The following is a 17244-nucleotide window of genomic DNA, read 5'->3' as shown; positions in this document are numbered from 1 at the left end:
GTCAGAGCCTCTGGAGAATGGCCGCAGCAGTCAGCCCGAGGTTGCCGAGAAGGGTTTGTCGATACACGCCAGCCTTGAGAATCAGGCTCAGGCGCTTGGGCAGTGAAGACTTTCTGGCTTGTTCGAACAGCTCCAGAGTCTGTTGGCTCTCCGCGCTGAGCTCACCTTCAAGGGCTCTGATGGCACGAAGATTGGCGTCATTCCAGTCTTTGAATGTCCCCGTCATCATTTTCTTGATTCGGACAAGGCGCTCCGAGACGCCCGTATTGGAGCCAATCAGATTGCTGCCGTGCTGGCGGTATCCGATGGTCGGCATTGGGTCGTAATAGATGGTGCCCTTGCACCCGGACACGACCAGATAGGCCCACCAGTCGTGGGAAATGATTCTGTCGTTGTCATTGGTTTTGGCGAGCAGGCGGCGGGTGGCGCCATTGAAGAGCATCGTGTTGCCGCCAGCCAGGCTCTGGACCAGGGCGTTGCGGAAGCTGGGAGGGGCGCTGAACAGCGGCGACAGGCCGATGGGTGTGCCGGCGCAGTCGATCAATTGCGTGCGTGCGCAGTACAGGGCGGGAATGTCGGGTGCAATTTTCTCGCACCAATCCATGGCAAGCTTTAGCTTGTGAGGCTCCCAGAAGTCATCCTGATCGCAGAACGCGAAAAAATCGGCATCTACCTCTGGGCGTTTTAACAGCGATAGAAAATTGGCAGAGAAGCCTTTGTGGGGGCCGTCGACTATGAACAGGCGCTCTTCGCCCAGTTTTTTCTGGTAAGAGTCGAGAATTTCCAGAGTCTCATCGCTGGAGCCGTCATCGGAAGCATAAATGGCCCAGTTCCGATGCGTCTGCCCAATGATGGAGTCGAGCTGTTCCGCCAGGAATGGCGCACCGTTGTAGGTGGACAACAGAACGGCCACCTTGGGTCCTGGCGCGTCCTGGTCGAGTGGTCCATGTGTTGGCTGTACCGCTCTGCTGGCGATCACTGTGCTGCCCTCGGCGGTTCCGTCCGCATCTCGAAGTATGCCCTGTTGGTGCTTTGCGGCGCTCCAGGCGGGTCGATCGGCCGGCCGCTTGCGAGTGGCCATGGCGTGATTGCGGTCATTATATTCATGCAGACAGGTCCGTAAACCTATGCCGTCACTCGAAATTTTGATCCGAGGGAATTCGGTAGGTCTCTCTATACAAAAGCATGATTGACTCTATGCGGCGCAGAAGGTTCTGCCCGACATGCTATCCGTTCGTCAGAGTTTCTCACGGTAAAAGAAAAAGGCCCACCGCCAGGGGTGGGCCTTTGTCAAGTCGCTATTCATGGTGCCGGCACCAGGAGTCGAACCCGGGACCTACTGATTACAAGTCAGTTGCTCTACCAGCTGAGCTATACCGGCAAGGAGGGCGGCCATTATAGCCATGCCAACCTTTGTGTAAACCACTGATTTGTCAGACTGATCCGACAGTTTCTGTCAGTGTCCTCCGGCCGTCGCCGCGCCGGGCTTGGCGCCGAAGGGGGGCTTGGCCAGGCAGATGATGACCAGCATGGCGAGGAACAGCCAGCCGAGCAGGGTGAAGTAGTCGATGGTGCTGATCATGTAGGCCTGGCTTTCCACCATGCGTTCGAGCAGGGCGGCGCTGTGCTGGCCGGGGCCGCCCAGTTGTTCGACGGTGGCGCGGGTGGCCGGGTCGTACTGGCTGATGTTCTCGGTCAGGTAGGCGTGGTGCATGGTGGCGCGGCGGTTCCAGATCCAGGTGGTGAGTGACGCGGCGAAGCTGCCGGCAAGGGTCCGCAGGAAGGTCGCCAGGCCCGAGCCGTCGGCGATCTGGTCCGGCGGCAGGTCCGACAGAAGGATGCTTAGGATCGGCATGAAGAAGAACGCCACGCCTAATCCCATGAACAATTGCACCAGTGCGATGTGCAGGTAGTCGACGTCAGTGGTGAAGTCGGCGCGCATGAAGCAGGTCGCTGCCATCGCCAGGAAGGCCAGGCCAGCCAGCAGGCGAAGATCGAAATTGTTCGCGTAGCGGCCGACGAGCGGCGACAGGAAGACCGGCAGAATCCCGATCGGCGCTGCCGCCAGGCCTGCCCAGGTCGCGGTGTAGCCCATCTGTGTCTGCAGCCACTGCGGCAGCAGCAGGTTCATGCCGAAGAAACCGGCGTAGCCGCCAACCAGTGCCAGGGTTCCCACCGTGAAGTTGCGGTGCACGAACAGTCTCAGATTGACGATCGGGTGCTTGTCGGTCAGCTCCCAGATCACGAACACCGCCAGGGCGATCACCGCGATGACCGTACCGCCGATGATGAAGCCGGATTCGAACCAGTCCAGGTCGTTGCCCTTGTCGAGCACGATCTGCAGCGCCCCGACGCCGATCACCAGCATCGCCAGGCCCATGTAGTCCATCGGCGCGTGCTTGATCACCACCGGGCGGGCGCGCAGTTGCTGGTAGACGACCATGGCGGCGAACAGGCCGATGGGCACGTTGATGAAGAAGATCCACGGCCAACTGTAGCTGTCGGTGATCCAGCCGCCGAGGATGGGCCCGGCGATGGGCGCCACCACCGTCACCATCGCCAGCAGTGCCAGTGCCATCCCCCGTTTCGCCGGGGGATAGATGGAGATCAGCAGGGTCTGGGTAATCGGGTAGAGCGGCCCGGCGACGAAGCCCTGGATGGCGCGGAAGCCCACCAGCATGCCCATCTGCTGCGCGACGCCGCAAAGGAACGAGGCGATGACGAAGAGCAGGGTGGCGGCGATGAACAGCCGCACTTCGCCGATCTTCCGGCTGAGCCAGCCGGTCAGCGGCAGGGCGATGGCGTTGCTCACCGCGAACGAGGTGATGACCCAGGTACCCTGCTCGGAACTCACCCCGAGGTTGCCGGAGATGGTCGGCAGGGCGACGTTGGCAATGGTGGTGTCCAGCACCTGCATGAAGGTCGCCAGCGACAGGCCAATGGTGGCCATGACCAGGCTGGGCGGGCTGAAACTGCTGCTGTTGGGCTGGCTCATGGCAGTCGGATCAGCGCTGCGCGGTGCTGTGGTTGGCGTCGGCCAGATTGGCCTGGATCAGCTTCTCGATCAGTTGGTCCGCAGAGGCCAATTGCTCCTGGTAGATGTCGGTGGAGAACACCGCCTCGTGCGGCGCCTGCTGGGCAAGCGCGGGGCCGCTCTGGTCATGCAGGCTGACGTTGACGTCCATGGACAGGCCGATGCGCAGCGGATTCTTCGCCAGTTCCTCGGCGTTGATGCGGATGCGCACGGGTACGCGCTGGACGATCTTGATCCAGTTGCCGGTGGCGTTCTGCGCCGGCAGCAGGGAGAAGGCGCTGCCGGTGCCGACGCCAAGGCTGTCGACGGTGCCGGAGTATTTCACTTCGCTGCCGTAAAGATCTGAGCGGATGTCTACCGGCTGGCCGATGCGCATGTGCTTGAGCTGGGTTTCCTTGAAGTTGGCGTCGATCCACACCTGGTCCAGCGGAATCACCGCCATCAGCGCGGCGCCCGGCTGCACACGCTGGCCGACCTGCACGGTGCGCTTCGCAACGTAGCCGGTAACCGGCGCGATGATCACAGCGCGGGCGTCGTCCAGATAAGCCTGGCGCAGCTTGGCGGCGGCGGCTTTGACGTCCGGGTGCGAGGCAATCACGGTGTCGTCGACCAGCGCGCGGTTGGTGTCCAGTTGCTGTTCGGAGGTGGTCAGCGAGCTGCGCGCTGTGTCCAGGGCGTCGCGGGCGTGGGCCAGTTCTTCCTGGGAGATGGCGCCGTCGTTGGCGAGGTTCTGGCGGCGCTTGAAGTCGGCCTCGGCCTTGGCCAGGGCGACCTTCTTGGCCGCCACGTCGGCCTTGTAGCCGTCGACGTTGCTGAACAGCCCTCGCACCTGGCGCACGGTGCGCGCGAGGTTGGCTTCGGCCTGCTGCAGGGCGATGTCGGCGTCGCTGGGGTCGAACTTCACTAGCACCTGGCCCTTGCGCACCAGGTCGCCGTCATCGGCGCCGATGCTGACCACGGTGCCGGTGATCTGCGGGGTGATCTGCACGACGTTGCCGTTCACGTAGGCATCGTCGGTGTCCTCGTGCCAGCGGCCGTAGAGGATTTCCCAGGCGACGCTGGCGAGGCCTGCGAGGATGACGACGGCGAGCAGGATCAGCAGCCAGCGCTTGCGCTTGGGATTGCTGCTCGGGGTTTCTTGCATTGCGGTGCTCATGTCGGGTGCCTCGTTCAGTGCGCGGCGGCCGCGTTCGCCTGGGCGAGCGGGGCGGGAGTGGGAGTGGTGTCGGGCTGGTAGCCACCACCCAGGGCCTGGATCAGCTGCACCGAGAGGTCGATGCGCTGGGCGTCCAGGCTGGCCAGTTGGCGTTCGGCGAGGAGCAACTGTTGTTGCACGCTGAGGGCGTCGAGGTAGTTGCCGACACCTTCGCCATAACGGCGCATGGCCAGGTCGAAGTTGGATTTGGCGATGTCGCGGGCATCGCGCTGGTCGTCGATCTGCTGCTCCAGCGAGCGCAGCTTGCCGAGGTCGTCGGTGACTTCGCCCAGGGCATTGACCAGGGTCTTGTTGTACTGGGCAACAGCCAGGTCGTAGTCGGCGTTTTTCCCGGCGAGGTTGGCGCGCAGGCGGCCGCCGTCGAAGATCGGCAGGGAGATCGCCGGGGCGATCTGGAAGAAGCGGCTCGGCGCCTTCAATACGTCGCTGGTGTGCAAGGCAGCCAGGCCGACCATCGCGCCCAGGTTCAGGTTGGGATAGAACTCGGTCTTCGCCGAATCGATGCTTTTCGACGCGGCCTCGACGCGCCAGCGTGCGGCAACGATGTCCGGGCGCCGGCCCAGCAGTTCGGCCGGCAGGTTCGACGGCAGGGTCAGTGCGCCAGGTTTGAGTTCCTGCGGACGCTGCAGCTCCTGGCCGCGGTCCGGGCCCTGGCCGAGCAGGACGGCCAGGGCGATGCGATCGCTGGCGATGTCCTGTTCCGCCGCCGCCAATTGCTGCTTGGCGCTGGCCACCTGGGTTTGCGTCTGTTGCAGCTGGACCTTGCTGTCCAGGCCGGCATCCATACGCTTCTGGCTGAGCTGGAAGAGATGTTGTGAGCGATCCAGTTCGTCCTGGGCCAGGTCGCGGGCGATGAAGGCGTGGGCCAGTTCGCTATAGGCACGGGCGACATTGGTGGACAGCGTGATCGACGCGGCCTGGCGGTCGACTTCGGCGGCGTTGGCTTGGCCGAGCGCGGCCTCCCAGGCGTCGCGCTGACCGCCCCAGAGGTCGAGGTCGTAACTGAAGCTCGCCGACAGGTATTTCACCGCTGAGTAGCGGCCGCCGGTCGGCGCCGGCAGGACGCTTTCCGGTGCGCGGATGCCGGCATAACTGGCAGTGCCTTTCACGCTGGGCATGCGCTCCGCGTCCTGCGCCTGGGCAGCGGCTGTGGCCTGGCGGGCGCGGGCCTCGGCGATTTGCAGGTCCGGGGTGCCACGCAGGGCTTCATCGATCAGGCTGTCCAGTTGTGCGTCGCCCAGACCGGTCCACCAGCGCTCGCTGGGCCAGGCGGCGGGCGACAGCGGGGCGCCGTCAAGGCTGACGCCGGCCTTCAGGCTGGTGGGATCAATGGCCTTGCCGCTGGTGTGCAGGCCAGAATAGTTGGCGCAACCTGCAAGGCCGAGCATGGCGGCGAACACGGCCGCCGGCAGCAGGGCAATACAAGGACGTTTCATCTTCACTTCTCCTGCGCCGGGCAGCTGGCCGCGGCGCCATGGGCGCGCAGGATCTTGTCGAGCAGGCCGGTGAGGGTCTGCAGTTCGTCGCTGGAAAGGCCGCCGACCAGTTCGTTCATGGCCGCGGCAGCGATGCGCGGCGCCTCGTCGTTCACCGCCTGGCCCGCAGCGCTCAGGCTCAGGCGCACGCTGCGGCGATCGTTGGGACAGGGCTGGCGCAGCAGCAGGTCTTTGCGCGACAGGCGGTCGAGCATGCGGGTCATGGAGCCGCTGTCGATCGACAGCTCGCGGCACAGCTCGGCCGGGGTGTTGGCGCGGTCGTTGCCGATGAAGAACAGTACCTTGAACTGCGCGGCGGTGATGTCCAGGTGCGCCAGGTGCTTGTCCAGCAGGCGATCCTTGAGGATGGCGGTGGCGCCCAGCAACTGGCCGATGGAGCCTTTGAACGGAAAGTCCGCGACGTCGTAGTGATTCATGTCAAAACAGATAGCTGCTTAGGCAGTGAAATGTTTCGAAATGATACTGCCTAGGCAGCGATTGACAAGGTGCGATTGTCGCGATTGCGCAACAATCCGTTCGACGAAGCGCAATTGGGACGTGATTGGCAACAGGGATGGTTGATTTCCTACGACCTTGGCAGCTCTTTATGCACAACGGAGAAAGCTTTAGGGCACAAATCGCATATGCCCTGTGATGGCAATCACGAAAGTTCGTAAGTTACTGTTTTTGAAAGATTTGTTTTTCGTGTACAGAAAATGATCAGATCGCAGCGAGACGGTCTGGCCGGTAAGGAAGGTGGCGTTTTTCCTGGGTTACGAACAGAGTTATCCACAGGGTCTGTGGGTGAAGCTCTGGAACGCCCGTCTCAGATGCGTTCAGCCAGCAACAGCAGGTTGCGCGGGGTCATTCGCGTGGCGCAGAAGGCGCCCAGGGTGGCGCGATAGCCCTGCTCCTCGAGGAATAACGCGCGGTCGAGCAGCAGCCAGAGCTCCATGGGCCGGCGGAACAGTCCGCGCACCAGTTCGAGGTTGCGGACTTGGGCCAGTCGCTGCCAGCCTCGGGCCTCCAAATGGAGCCAGTCGACCACGGCAGGCAGGTGGAGGCCCTTGAGCGCGGCGAGATCACGACAGTAATCGGCGAAGGATTTGTCCAGCCAGGTCGGTGATACGGGCGGGACGGGCAGGTAGTCGTCACTGTCGCGGACCTCCCGCTGCAGCAGGTCGAATGCCAGTCGACGTGCCATCGAAGCATCGCGCTGGCGGCGCACGCGGGCACCGGCGGTCACGGTTTCGGCCAGAGGCAGACGCAGGTCTTCGCGCGAAAGCCCGAGAGTGGAGCCTTGCGCGGCGTTTGAGAGCGGCTGGTAGTGTTCGCTATCGATGCGGTTGTAGCAGCAAGGTGCAACCGCAAGCTGGCGACAGCCGCGACTGCTGGCGAGCTGCAACAGACGCACGTGCAGGTCGCCGCAGGCGTGCAGGGCGACGGCGGTGTGCCCGGCCTGGAGATGCTCGAGGGCGTTCGGGGCGAGCACGTCCTGCTGATGATGTCGGGCCTGCAATTGGAGCCGGTCGCTCAGGCGCTGGCCATCCTCAACCAGTGCACTGTCCAATTCCAGGCTCAACAGTGGCTTGCCGTCGCGGGCCAGCAGGCGGCCCAGGTGGCCTTTGCCGGCGCACCAGTCGAGCCATTGCTGCGGCGCCTCGGCGAACTCCAGTCGGCTGGCGAAGGCTTCGATCTGTTGCCACTTGCGACCGGGGACATCGACAGTCAGCAGGTTCGACAGCTTTCCCATGGGCGTTGCCGGGAACTCGCCGACGACGGACAGTTTGGCAGCCATGGCAGCCAACGTGGGGAAGGGCGCGGGAGCGTCGAGTTGCTGCGGTGCGTTGTGCACCGCATCGGCCTCTTCGAGGCTTCGGCTGCGCAGCCAGGTGGCCAGTTCGGGGTGGTCGTGCTCCCAGGGCAGCTCCAGCACCGTGAAGGGTTTGGGCCGCCAGAGCGCCTGGTGTTCCAGCAGGAAGGTGTCCAGAGCCAGGAAGCGCTGGAGCAGGTCGGGGCCGGTCAGGGGAGTGTCGTTCGGGAGCACGGTGCGAAGCGGGAGAAAGCCACGGGGCGCGCATTATAGCGACCCCGTGGGGGAACGGCGCGCCGGTCAGCGGCCCTGCATGGAGTCGACCTTCAGCCAGCGTTCCAGCAGGCGGAAGATGCGGGTAAGCAGGAGGGTGATGACCAGGTAGAACACCCCGGCGAGGCAGAAGAACAGCATGGCCTCGTAGGTGCGCGCGATGATGGTGCGGGTCATGCCCATGATGTCGAACAGGGTCACGGTGTAGACCACGGCGCTGGCCTTGAGCATGAGGATCACCTCGTTGCTGTAGGCCGGCATGGCGATGCGCGCGGCGCGCGGCAGGATGATGTGGAACAGCGCCTGGCGGCGGGACATGCCCAGCGCGCGGGCGGCTTCCACTTCTCCGACCGGGATGGCGTGGATGGCGCCGCGCAGGATCTCCGCGATGTAGGCTGCGGTGTGTAGGGTCATGGTCAGCAGGGCGCACCAGTACGGGTCGCGCAGGTATGGCCAGAGCGGCCCCTTGCGCACGCTTTCGAACTGGGCGAAGCCGTAGTAGACGATGAACAGCTGCAGCAGCAGCGGTGTGCCGCGGAAGAAGAAGATGTAGGCGTAGGGCACGGCGCGTACGTACCAGTGCCGCGAGGCGCGGGCGATGCCCAGCGGTACGGCGAGGCACAGGCCGGCTACCACGGCGATGGCCAGCAGCTCCAGGGTCAGGGTGGCGCCCTGGAGCATCTTCGGCAGCCATTTGAGGATCAGCTCGAGATCGGTCATAGCTCGTTCCTCACGAAGCCGCGGCCGGCGCGTCGCTCAAGGAAGTGCAGGGCGGCCATGATGAAGACGGTCAGGCCCAGGTAGATGAAGGCCGCAGTCATGTAGAAGGTGAAGGGTTCCTTGGTCGCGTTGGAAGCGACCTGGGCCTTGCGCATGATTTCATCGAGGGTGATCAGCGAGACCAGTGCGGTGTCCTTCAGCAGAATCAGGTAGAGGTTGCCCAGGCCTGGCAGCGCCACGCGCCACACTTGCGGCAGGACGATGCGCCAGAAGATGCGCGGAGCGGAGAGGCCCAGCGCCTGCCCGGCTTCGCGGTGGCCCTTGGGAATCGCCAGTAGCGCGCCACGGAACACCTCGGTGGCGTAGGCGCCGAAGCACAGGCCCAGGGCGCAGGTGCCGGCGGCGAAGGGCGACAGGGCGAATTCGGGGTAGCCGAACAGGTCACCGATGGCGTTCAGGCCGGCCACGGTGCCGAAATAGATCATCAATACCCAGAGCGTCTCGGGTACGCCGCGCACTACGGTGGTGTAGAAACCGCCGAGCATGCGCAGGAAGCCATTCTTCGAGGTCTTGGCGACGGCGCCGAGCAGGCCGAGGATCAGTCCCACGCAGACTGCGGCGAGCGAGAGCTTGAGCGTCATCCAGGTGCCGGCGATCAACTGATCGCCAAAGCCGTGCAGGTCGAAAATCATGGGGAGTCACGCCTGAAGGCGCGCGCCGCCCGGCAAGGGCGGCGCGGCACGTGCATCAGTAGATGCTGAAGGGGAAGTACTTGTCGTTGATCTTCTTGTAGGTACCGTCGTCGACGATTTCCTTCAGAGCGGCGTTCAGCTTCTCGCGCAGCGGGTCGCCCTTGCGCACGGCGATGCCGATCTTGTCGTTGTCGAATACCGGCTCGCCCTTGAACTCGAAGTCCTTGCCGGCGTCGCTCTTCAGCCAGTCGTACTGCACGAACTTGTCGGCCAGTACGCCGTCGAGGCGGCCCGAGGACAGGTCGAGGTAGGCGTTTTCCTGGGTGTCGTACAGCTTGATGGTGACGACGTCGGACATGTTGTCCTCGAGCCAGGTACCGGCGATGGTCGCGCGCTGCGCGCCGATCACCTTGCCTTTCAGGTAGCCCTTGTCGGTCTTGAAGTCGGTGGACTTGGGCGCCACGAACTGCAGCTTGTTGGTGTAGTAGGGGTTGGTGAAGTCGACGGCCTGCTTGCGCTCGTCGGTGATCGACATGGAAGCGACGATGAAGTCGAATTTCTTGGCGTTCAGGGCCGGAATGATGCCGTCCCAGTCCGAAGTGACGACTTCGCATTCGGTCTTCATCTTGGCGCACAGCGCCTTGCCGATGTCGAGGTCGAAACCGACGACCTGGCCGCTGGCGTCGATACCGTTGAAGGGCGGGTAGGCGCCTTCGGTACCGATGCGCAGTTTGTCCGCGGCGATGGCCTGGCTCCCCAGTGCAAAGGTGGCCGCGATAGCCAGAACGATCTTCTTATAGTTGTTCATGCAGTGATGCTCCGTTAGCGGTGGCTGGACATGAATTGTTTACAGCGTGCCGATTGCGGGTTGTCAAATACCTGCTGCGGCGGTCCCTGCTCTTCTACCAGGCCCTGGTGGAGGAACACCACCTCGCTGGAAACCTGGCGGGCAAAGTTCATTTCGTGGGTCACCAGCAGCATGGTGCGACCCTCCTCGGCAAGCGCGCGGATTACGTTAAGCACTTCCTGGACCATTTCCGGGTCCAGTGCCGAAGTCGGTTCGTCGAAGAGGATGACCTTGGGTTGCATCGCCAGCGTACGGGCGATGGCGGCGCGCTGCTGCTGGCCGCCGGAAAGCTGTGCGGGGAAGCTGTGGCGCTTGTCGGAGATGCCGACCTTGGCCAGCAGGGCCTCGGCGATCTCGGTGGCTTCGGCCTTGGTCTTGCCCAGCACACGGCGTGGCGCCTCGATGATGTTGTCGAGGATGCTCATGTGCGGCCAGAGGTTGAAGTTCTGGAAGACGAAGCCCAGTTCGCTGCGCAGGCGATTGATCTGCTTGCCGTCCGAGGCGACCAGCGAGCCGTCCTTGGATTTCTTCAGCTTGAGTTCTTCACCGGCAACCAGGATCTGGCCCTGGTGGGGGTTCTCCAGCAGGTTGATGCAGCGCAGGAACGTGGATTTACCGGAACCGGAGGAGCCGAGAATGGAAATCACATCGCCGTCGCGGGCGGTCAGGGAAATGCCTTTGAGCACTTCCAGGTCACCGTAACGCTTGTGCAGGTTACGGATTTCCAGTGCGGGTATGGCCGTGGCCATAGGGGGCTCCTCTGTTGTTATTCGGACGCTTTCGCAGCAGGTCACTGCAGAATCGGGGCCATCCTGGCGAGGGGCAACCTAACACGCACTCCAGGGTGCGCCAAGCGCCCATCTGCCGCGGTCGTCGGCTGTAGTGGCAAGTTGTCGCATTGCCGCTCGGCGTTGTCGCCTGGGCTGAACTAGCCGCGCCGGAGGAGGGCGTCCGATGGTGGCGCGGGCGCGGGATAGTGCCAGTTTGGGCCGGCCGTTAAAAGTCCGGCGGCCACTGGGGCCGCCGGTTCGGGTTACTGCATCATCTGCCGCAGCTGCGGATTCGGATCTTCCAACGCCTCGGCGGGCGTAATGTCGTCCTGGGACTCCGGCGGCTGGCTGGCCATCAGATTCGGGTGGCCGGACAGGCGCGGGACCGGCAGCGGCTTGGCGTCGGCCAGGCCGGTACCGCCGGCTTCGGTGGCATTGATCGTCGATTTGCGTGGCTGGGTCAGCACGTGGAAGTCGGTGATCTCGATGACGCCCTTGCCCTCGGCCAGCAGGTGGAAGGAGAACGCCTTGCGCGCTTCCTCGTTGTCGAAGCCGAAGGTCACTTCCAGCGGCTGGTTGCGTTTCACCAGCGGGAAGTCCGGCATCTGGATCGGCACCGGCTTCTCGAACGAGCGCGTCTTGAGTGTCACTTTCGCACCCTTGGCGTCCATCTGGATCGCCCGGATCTTCAGGCTCACCGTGGTGTGGGTGTTGGCCGGGAATTCCAGGTACTGCGCGCCGATCAGGTTGTCGGTGTACTCGTTGTCGATCTGCGGCTTCAGGCGGATGCGTTCCTTGGTCGCGAACTGGTATTCGCGGGCCGACTGCGCATTGACCACCGACTGGTCGAGGATGTCCGCGCGAGCGGTCATCAGACGGGCATCGCGGCCACTGAAGCGCCCGACGAACTTGGCGCTGTCAGCGATGAAGCCGTCACTCTGGTAGCGCCGGCAAACCTGCTGGAAGTCGCACTCGGTGAAGTTGCCCTTGCCGTCGTGGTAGCGCTGCATGCCGTTGGTGAACGTCACCATCTCGCGCCCGTTGCTGTATTCGCGGAACAGGGAGCGGCCGGCAATATCCTGCGGCGCCTTGATGGCGAAGTAGTCGAGCACCGAGGATTCCATGTCGACGTGTCCGTAGACGCCAGCCTTCACCGGCGGGAGCGCGGCCTGTTCCGGTGCAAGAATCAGGTTCAGGCCCCAGGCCGAGGCAAGGCGTACGTTGTCGATGCCGTGGGATTCGTCGGAGGTGACGATCACCAGGGTGTCCTTGAGCACGCCTTTCTCTTCCAGGCCCTTGAGGAAGGCATCGACCGCGTCGTCGAGGTAGGCGACCGCTGCCTGGCGCGGCGTCGGGTACTTGGCCAGGTACTCCGGGGTGGCCGAATACGGCTGGTGGGTGCCGACGGTGAGCAGGGTGAGCATCCACGGCTGTTTCTTCTGGCGCAGCTGGCCGACATAGTCCAGCGCACCCTCGAAGAAGGCCTTGTCATCCATGCCCCAGGCGAACTCCAGGTAGGGCTTCTTCTTGAACCAATCGCGGCCCAGGGTCTTGTCGAAGCCCATGGCCGGCATGACCTTGTCCTTGGCCATGAAGCGCAGCCCGGCGCCCTGCAGGAAGTGGGTGCTGAAGCCGGCCTGGTGCATCTGCGCCGGCAGGCACTCGGCGGCGCGGGTCGGATTGCCCAGCAGCTCGACGCCCTTGGGCGTGCCGTTGTCCAGCTTGCTGTAATCGCCGCAGAGCATGGCATAGAGACCGCGGATGGTCTGGTGGCTATGCACTACGTAGTCCGGGGTGGTCATGGCGCGCTCGGCCCAGGTGCTCAGGCGCGGCATCATCGATTCTTCGTAGCTGCTGCTGAGCGCGGCCCGGTTGGTGGCCACGTAGGCGCCAGGAATACCTTCCATGGCGATGATCAGCACATTCTTCGCCTGGCCGCGACCGGCCAGCAGCGGCGTCCCGTTGAGGTCGTGCTGGGTCAGGCCGGTGACGTCCGGGCGGACTTCCGGAAGGTCGCGGTCGCGCCAGTCCTGATAGGCCATCTCGCCGCTGGTGACAGCGCGGGAGACAAGCTGGTGCGGCAGGTTGAACTGCTTCCACATTTCCGCATCGCTGGGCTGGAAGTACTGCACGGCGGCATGGCTGGCCAGCAGGACCGCCGGCACGGCATAGGCGTAGCGCGGCAGCGGCTTCTCGCGGCGGCGCCAGAGCAATGCGCTGAGCAGGATGCCGGCGCCGATCAGGATCGCCAGGTGCAGGTGGTTGAGGCCGCCGCCCTCGGTGGAGTTGGCGACGAAGGTCGGGTCGGCGAGGAAGTGCAGGTCTTCCGGCGCGGGCATGCGGCCCACGGCGCTGACCAGCTCGGCGGTGCCGATCACCGAGAGCGCCCAGACCAGCATCACCGGAATCGCGATGAACAGTCGTCGATTGTGCAGCGCGACGACCAGCAGTGTGCCGAGTGCCAGGTCCGACAGGTAGCCCAGGGGAGAGCCCCAGCCAAGGCTGTAGCGGCCGATCAGCGGGATCAGCAGGAAAAGGGCAGACAGAGAAACCAGGTTGCCCCGGGAATTCCACCAGCTAATGAGTTTGCGCACAGTGACTCCGCTACCAAACATCGAATCCCGGAGGGTATCCCACTCAAAGTGTGGAAATCGTCCGGATGGTCATGATTCTGAAAGATCGGTGTGCTATGTGCCAGTAGACACTGAACTTAAGCAAACATTCGATACGAATCGTGGGAACGTGCCGGGGCGGGGGAGTGACTTGTTCGGACGGGAATGAAAAAGCCCCTGAAATCTCTCGATTTCAGGGGCTTTTCGGAAGGCTTGGTGCCCAGGGACGGAATCGAACCGCCGACACTGTGCATGAGATGCTAAGCCCACTGAGAATGCGGCTCTCAGGGGAAAGACGCTTGGGGAAGTGTACCCGATCTGTGTACCTGAGTCCCTTGTGTTTCATCCAGTAAAGGAAAGGCCCGGCAAATGCCGAGCCCTTCCACATTACGAAGTCACTTTTTCTTCGGAGTGGGCTTCGGAATGGTTTCCACAGTTGTGGTCTTCGGACGGCGCTTCGCCTCCTCAATGGGGATGAAGCGTCCGCTACCCGAATCCCGACCGCGCTTATTGCTCATATCTCTTCTCCTCGAAGATGAATGGACGATCTATACGCTAGGTAGAACCCACCTATGGTTAGTCCACGGGTGGGGTTGCTGCAGGGTTAGGCGCGGACCAAGAAGCACCAGGCTTCGTGGCCGTACTCGTGGGCGTCCAGCATACGATCGGAGTTCTTCACCCGACGGTAGCGGCAGCACACCCAACGAAACCCTTTAGGGGCCGGTTTTTTGGGCATTAGCCATCTTCACCTCCTTAGGGGAGGGGATTTTTCTCTTGCATTCTGCGTTGAAATGACTAACCTTCCGTTCGCAGATTGACGTCCGCAAGTGCGAGTTACTCCCCCTCAACTCGCAGGGCTTTTCGGAGTTGGCGCTCCTCATCAGCCCAAAATTCTCATAAGACCCTTCTTGGCAAGGATCTTGTTGTGTACCTGTGCGGCATCCCAAGAAACTTGGAACCGTTCGACTATCTCGGCGAGACTCTGGCAAGTGACCATCTTGTCAGTAGGCATTAGAAGTGCCCCAGCAAAACGGTTCGCCTGCCACTCACTATCCCTGAATTTCTTTAGCTCGCCGTGTTCTGCTCGGTGAAAGCGAATCGGCACATTTCGATGCATCAGGTAGTGGCCTAGCTCGTGTGAAGCTGTAAAGCGATCCCTTCCTTTTCCTTCTACTAGCCCCTCATACACGTCCAGTCTGAGGCGGATGACATTCTCATCCGGGATCGTAAGCCCATGGTTTGGCCCCATCTCGTATTGCTCGGCGACTTCCAGGGCGAACCCTGGAAACGCCTGGGGCATTACAAACTCCAAAACCTCTGCAATGGGGAAGGCGTCCGTCTGGATTCCCAGTTCTCGCCTTACACTCATCGCCACCCCGAATACATTATCTTGGCTACGAGGTGGCACTTCACATGAAGGGCCGCTCATTCACTTCGTCTCCTACTTCTTAGGCTTTTGTAATAGAGCTAGAAGCTTGTCCAATTCCGTCGGCTGCATCTCACCGAACTGCCTAGCGAAGGCCAGCGCGGTTTCCTGGTGTCTCTGAGAAAGGCCTTTCACCTCTAGGGCAATTTGCCCTCTGCTGATCTGGGCGGCGTCCTCGATCTCCACAAACTCTGTGGAGCCGGGAGCGATGTTTAGGTACTTAGCAACCTTTCTGGTCAGTTCGTCCGACACAGATTTCTTACCGGTTTCTACTGCTGACAGGTAGGCGGAGCTAACGCCTAGACCTTCAGCCATGTCCTTCAAGAGAAGCCCTCTGTCGATCCTGGCTTTCCTTAGGATCTTTCCAAATTCTGTGAACATGCTGCGCGTCCCCTCTCTTGGTTCTATGACCAATCTGGAGCATGAAGTTAACCTCAAAAGGTTAATCATGCAAGCTGATTTCGTACGATTCTAGCACTCTGGATGAATTGTCCTACGTAGGAGGGCGGATTTGCGGATGTGCGGCGTATCACAGGCTGCTTATCTGGACCTTCAGGCAAGGGTATTTGCGGGCCGAAATCGCGTTACGCGTTGGAGAGGGCCTTGGAGGTTGCCTGCCTTTGATTCGCCCCCTATCCCCTTGCAGGATAGCTGGGCGTTGCATCGTGGGGATTATGGAGGGGGCATAAACCGTCCGTTTTACGCTACCGGCTGTCGTTTCGTCTGATGGTTGCATAAAAATAGCCTTACCAAATTTGTGCAACCAAGTCATCATGCTACCTCCTTTATTGCTACCGGTGAGCGCCAATGAGTCGCACGTTCCTATACGCCAGGGTCAGCACCTCAGATCAGTCAACGGACAACCAACTGCTGGAAGTTCAAGGTGCTGGATTCTGCGTCTTGGCTGGGCGCGTTGTCGCAGAGACCATAAGCGGTTCGGTCCCTGCTTGTGATCGGCCTGGGTTTCAGAAGCTTCTGGAAAGAATGGAAGACGGGGACGTTCTGCTTGTAACCAAGCTTGACCGTCTGGGAAGAAATGCAATGGATGTCCGAGCAACCATAGAGTTGCTGGCCACCCGAGGCATCAGGGTGCACTGCTTAGCACTAGGCGGAGTGGATCTCACTTCTGCCGCCGGCAAGATGACGATGCAAGTATTGGTAGCTGTCGCGGAGTTTGAGCGGGACTTGCTCATTGAGAGGACACAGTCAGGTCTCAAGCGCGCAAAAGCTGAGGGGAAGAAGCTCGGCCGGCCTGAGGCATTGGCAACTCGGGCCAAGGTTCAACATCTGAAGAGCGAGGGGTTATCTCAATCGCAGGTGGCGGAGCGCTTGGCAGTTCATGTCGCCACGGTGAAGCGTCATTGGAAGCACGCATTACCTGCTAATTGAGTGGGCAAGCTCCAATAGGCGAGCTTTGTCGCTGCTGCTCATCTTGTGAAACAAAACGAGTAGTTCGGCGGCGTCCGCTTCTGGCGCAAAGAAGTACGCGACAGGTAGGTTCAGCACCTCTGCGATCCGCTCTACTAGGTCATAGCTAGGTGCTCGCTTCGCCAGTTCATAGCGGTTCATCCGGGTGCTAGCTGACATCGGGTCTAGCCCCGCCTCCAGCCCCAGTTGCTCCTGGGATAGGCCTGCCCGTATGCGGGCCTCCTTCAAGCGCTTTGCAAACACTGACATGGCCGACCATCCAAAGAGACTGATGGTCGGGTTTCGTAATTGATTCGTTACTACCGAATTGGTAGTGTCTGTCCTGGCTTGCTAGGAGAGTGCTGAGATGGGAATCGTCAGTAATTGGTTGAAAGGATTTGCATTGAACTCATACTTGAAGGACGCCAAAAGGCTTGAGGAATTTATCTTTTGCCTGGGTCCAAGTGAATTAGTGCAGATAAAGATTTCCGTGGCAGTTTCATTGGTGTTCTTGCTGGAAGAGAGTAAGGCGGTGGAAGAGGCTGGTTTCTTGAGGGAGGCGCTCGAGTGTTTATATGAGAATTAATTCCCGAATGAATCTCTTATGAAGGCGCTTCCGTTTGTTAATTCAAAGATAATAACCTAACAACGCCAAGCTTCTTCGATGAACAATCCAGTTAACAAAATGATTGCTGCGGGGCTACAGGTTTGGCTGTTGTCTGTTCGGTCGCTGATACGGCCAGAGCTCTTGCCATGTGCGCGTAGAGTGTGGGGTCGAATTGACGGCGCGGATAAGGTGGACTTTATGGTGGGGATTTCCGATATCTCCAGATTTCTTGGTGGGCATCCAATCGGAGAAACTCTAGGAATGAACGTTGGGTTTGAGGTGCCCGCTGCTTTTGTGGGGACCTAGTAGCGGTGTATCTGAAGTGCTTCCTAAATCAGAAAGGATATTTCGT

General features: G+C 61.5%; 17 protein-coding genes and 1 tRNA gene. 2 read left to right on the top strand and 16 right to left on the bottom strand.

The window, feature by feature from the left end:
* Position 1 precedes the first annotated feature (1 nt).
* The 15 genes from GJV37_RS28065 to GJV37_RS28000 form a co-directional block, all read right to left on the bottom strand.
* The gene (locus GJV37_RS28065; protein WP_240967297.1) at positions 2–901 is read right to left on the bottom strand and encodes a glycosyltransferase family 2 protein; all 900 of its coding nucleotides are present in this window, start codon (positions 899–901) and stop codon (positions 2–4) included.
* Positions 902–1305: 404 nt separating this feature from the next.
* A tRNA-Thr gene (locus GJV37_RS28060) sits at positions 1306–1381 on the bottom strand.
* Between the two features lie 75 nt (positions 1382–1456).
* Positions 1457–2995 (bottom strand): DHA2 family efflux MFS transporter permease subunit, encoded by a 1539-nt coding sequence (locus GJV37_RS28055; RefSeq protein WP_170858989.1) that lies wholly within the window; start codon positions 2993–2995, stop codon positions 1457–1459.
* 10 nt (positions 2996–3005) lie between these two features.
* Positions 3006–4190: an HlyD/EmrA/EmrK family protein gene (locus GJV37_RS28050; RefSeq protein WP_170858988.1), complete on the bottom strand. Its 1185-nt coding sequence runs from the start codon at positions 4188–4190 to the stop codon at positions 3006–3008.
* A 14-nt stretch (positions 4191–4204) separates the two neighbouring features.
* Positions 4205–5686, bottom strand: a complete 1482-nt coding sequence (locus tag GJV37_RS28045) for an efflux transporter outer membrane subunit (protein WP_170858987.1) — start codon at positions 5684–5686, stop codon at positions 4205–4207.
* Between the two features lie 2 nt (positions 5687–5688).
* A complete protein-coding gene (locus GJV37_RS28040; RefSeq protein ID WP_024762232.1) occupies positions 5689–6162 on the bottom strand; it encodes a MarR family winged helix-turn-helix transcriptional regulator in 474 nt (157 codons plus the stop codon).
* A 389-nt stretch (positions 6163–6551) separates the two neighbouring features.
* Positions 6552–7772 (bottom strand): methyltransferase, encoded by a 1221-nt coding sequence (locus GJV37_RS28035; RefSeq protein ID WP_170858986.1) that lies wholly within the window; start codon positions 7770–7772, stop codon positions 6552–6554.
* Between the two features lie 66 nt (positions 7773–7838).
* Positions 7839–8531 carry an ABC transporter permease gene (locus tag GJV37_RS28030; RefSeq protein WP_024762234.1) on the bottom strand — a complete coding sequence of 231 codons (693 nt, stop codon included), beginning with the start codon at positions 8529–8531 and terminating at the stop codon, positions 7839–7841.
* Positions 8528–9223 carry an ABC transporter permease gene (locus tag GJV37_RS28025; protein ID WP_024762235.1) on the bottom strand — a complete coding sequence of 232 codons (696 nt, stop codon included), beginning with the start codon at positions 9221–9223 and terminating at the stop codon, positions 8528–8530. The genes GJV37_RS28030 and GJV37_RS28025 overlap by 4 nt, the downstream gene beginning before the upstream one ends.
* 55 nt (positions 9224–9278) lie before the next feature.
* Positions 9279–10031: an ABC transporter substrate-binding protein gene (locus GJV37_RS28020; protein ID WP_024762236.1), complete on the bottom strand. Its 753-nt coding sequence runs from the start codon at positions 10029–10031 to the stop codon at positions 9279–9281.
* A gap of 14 nt (positions 10032–10045) precedes the next feature.
* Complete coding sequence (locus GJV37_RS28015) at positions 10046–10819, bottom strand: ABC transporter ATP-binding protein (protein WP_024762237.1); 774 nt, start codon at positions 10817–10819, stop codon at positions 10046–10048.
* Positions 10820–11103: 284 nt separating this feature from the next.
* On the bottom strand, positions 11104–13434 hold the full coding sequence (locus GJV37_RS28010; protein WP_170858985.1) for an LTA synthase family protein: 2331 nt from the start codon (positions 13432–13434) through the stop codon (positions 11104–11106).
* 413 nt (positions 13435–13847) lie between these two features.
* Positions 13848–13970: a hypothetical protein gene (locus tag GJV37_RS29730; RefSeq protein ID WP_281368026.1), complete on the bottom strand. Its 123-nt coding sequence runs from the start codon at positions 13968–13970 to the stop codon at positions 13848–13850.
* Positions 13971–14332: 362 nt separating this feature from the next.
* Positions 14333–14881 (bottom strand): ImmA/IrrE family metallo-endopeptidase, encoded by a 549-nt coding sequence (locus GJV37_RS28005; RefSeq protein WP_193453197.1) that lies wholly within the window; start codon positions 14879–14881, stop codon positions 14333–14335.
* A gap of 12 nt (positions 14882–14893) precedes the next feature.
* Entirely contained in the window at positions 14894–15259 is a 366-nt protein-coding gene (locus GJV37_RS28000; protein ID WP_193453196.1) for a helix-turn-helix domain-containing protein, read from the bottom strand.
* Positions 15260–15685: 426 nt separating this feature from the next.
* On the opposite strand from GJV37_RS28000, the gene GJV37_RS27995 reads away from it, so the two are divergent.
* Positions 15686–16267, top strand: a complete 582-nt coding sequence (locus GJV37_RS27995) for a recombinase family protein (RefSeq protein ID WP_193453195.1) — start codon at positions 15686–15688, stop codon at positions 16265–16267.
* On the opposite strand, the gene GJV37_RS27990 is transcribed toward GJV37_RS27995, so the two are convergent.
* Positions 16253–16555 carry a helix-turn-helix domain-containing protein gene (locus GJV37_RS27990; protein WP_193453194.1) on the bottom strand — a complete coding sequence of 101 codons (303 nt, stop codon included), beginning with the start codon at positions 16553–16555 and terminating at the stop codon, positions 16253–16255. The genes GJV37_RS27995 and GJV37_RS27990 overlap by 15 nt on opposite strands.
* Positions 16556–16652: 97 nt before the next feature.
* On the opposite strand from GJV37_RS27990, the gene GJV37_RS27985 reads away from it, so the two are divergent.
* The gene (locus tag GJV37_RS27985; RefSeq protein WP_193453193.1) at positions 16653–16871 is read left to right on the top strand and encodes a hypothetical protein; all 219 of its coding nucleotides are present in this window, start codon (positions 16653–16655) and stop codon (positions 16869–16871) included.
* Positions 16872–17244: the final 373 nt, after the last annotated feature.

It is taken from the genome of Pseudomonas nitroreducens (assembly GCF_010994165.1).
Lineage (GTDB): Bacteria > Pseudomonadota > Gammaproteobacteria > Pseudomonadales > Pseudomonadaceae > Pseudomonas > Pseudomonas nitroreducens.
This window is presented reverse-complemented; position numbering and strand designations above follow the sequence as displayed.

Bases quoted from the DNA above. Each gene is read 5' to 3' on its own strand.
- GJV37_RS28055 (WP_170858989.1), bottom strand. From the start codon at position 2,995: ATGAGCCAGCCCAACAGCAGCAGTTTCAGCCCGCCCAGCCTGGTCATG.
- GJV37_RS28050 (WP_170858988.1), bottom strand. From the start codon at position 4,190: ATGAGCACCGCAATGCAAGAAACCCCGAGCAGCAATCCCAAGCGCAAG.
- GJV37_RS28045 (WP_170858987.1), bottom strand. From the start codon at position 5,686: ATGAAACGTCCTTGTATTGCCCTGCTGCCGGCGGCCGTGTTCGCCGCC.
- GJV37_RS28040 (WP_024762232.1), bottom strand. From the start codon at position 6,162: ATGAATCACTACGACGTCGCGGACTTTCCGTTCAAAGGCTCCATCGGC.
- GJV37_RS28030 (WP_024762234.1), bottom strand. From the start codon at position 8,531: ATGACCGATCTCGAGCTGATCCTCAAATGGCTGCCGAAGATGCTCCAG.
- GJV37_RS28025 (WP_024762235.1), bottom strand. From the start codon at position 9,223: ATGATTTTCGACCTGCACGGCTTTGGCGATCAGTTGATCGCCGGCACC.
- GJV37_RS28020 (WP_024762236.1), bottom strand. From the start codon at position 10,031: ATGAACAACTATAAGAAGATCGTTCTGGCTATCGCGGCCACCTTTGCA.
- GJV37_RS28015 (WP_024762237.1), bottom strand. From the start codon at position 10,819: ATGGCCACGGCCATACCCGCACTGGAAATCCGTAACCTGCACAAGCGT.
- GJV37_RS29730 (WP_281368026.1), bottom strand. From the start codon at position 13,970: ATGAGCAATAAGCGCGGTCGGGATTCGGGTAGCGGACGCTTCATCCCC.
- GJV37_RS28005 (WP_193453197.1), bottom strand. From the start codon at position 14,881: ATGAGCGGCCCTTCATGTGAAGTGCCACCTCGTAGCCAAGATAATGTA.
- GJV37_RS28000 (WP_193453196.1), bottom strand. From the start codon at position 15,259: ATGTTCACAGAATTTGGAAAGATCCTAAGGAAAGCCAGGATCGACAGA.
- GJV37_RS27995 (WP_193453195.1), top strand. From the start codon at position 15,686: ATGAGTCGCACGTTCCTATACGCCAGGGTCAGCACCTCAGATCAGTCA.
- GJV37_RS27990 (WP_193453194.1), bottom strand. From the start codon at position 16,555: ATGTCAGTGTTTGCAAAGCGCTTGAAGGAGGCCCGCATACGGGCAGGC.
- GJV37_RS27985 (WP_193453193.1), top strand. From the start codon at position 16,653: ATGGGAATCGTCAGTAATTGGTTGAAAGGATTTGCATTGAACTCATAC.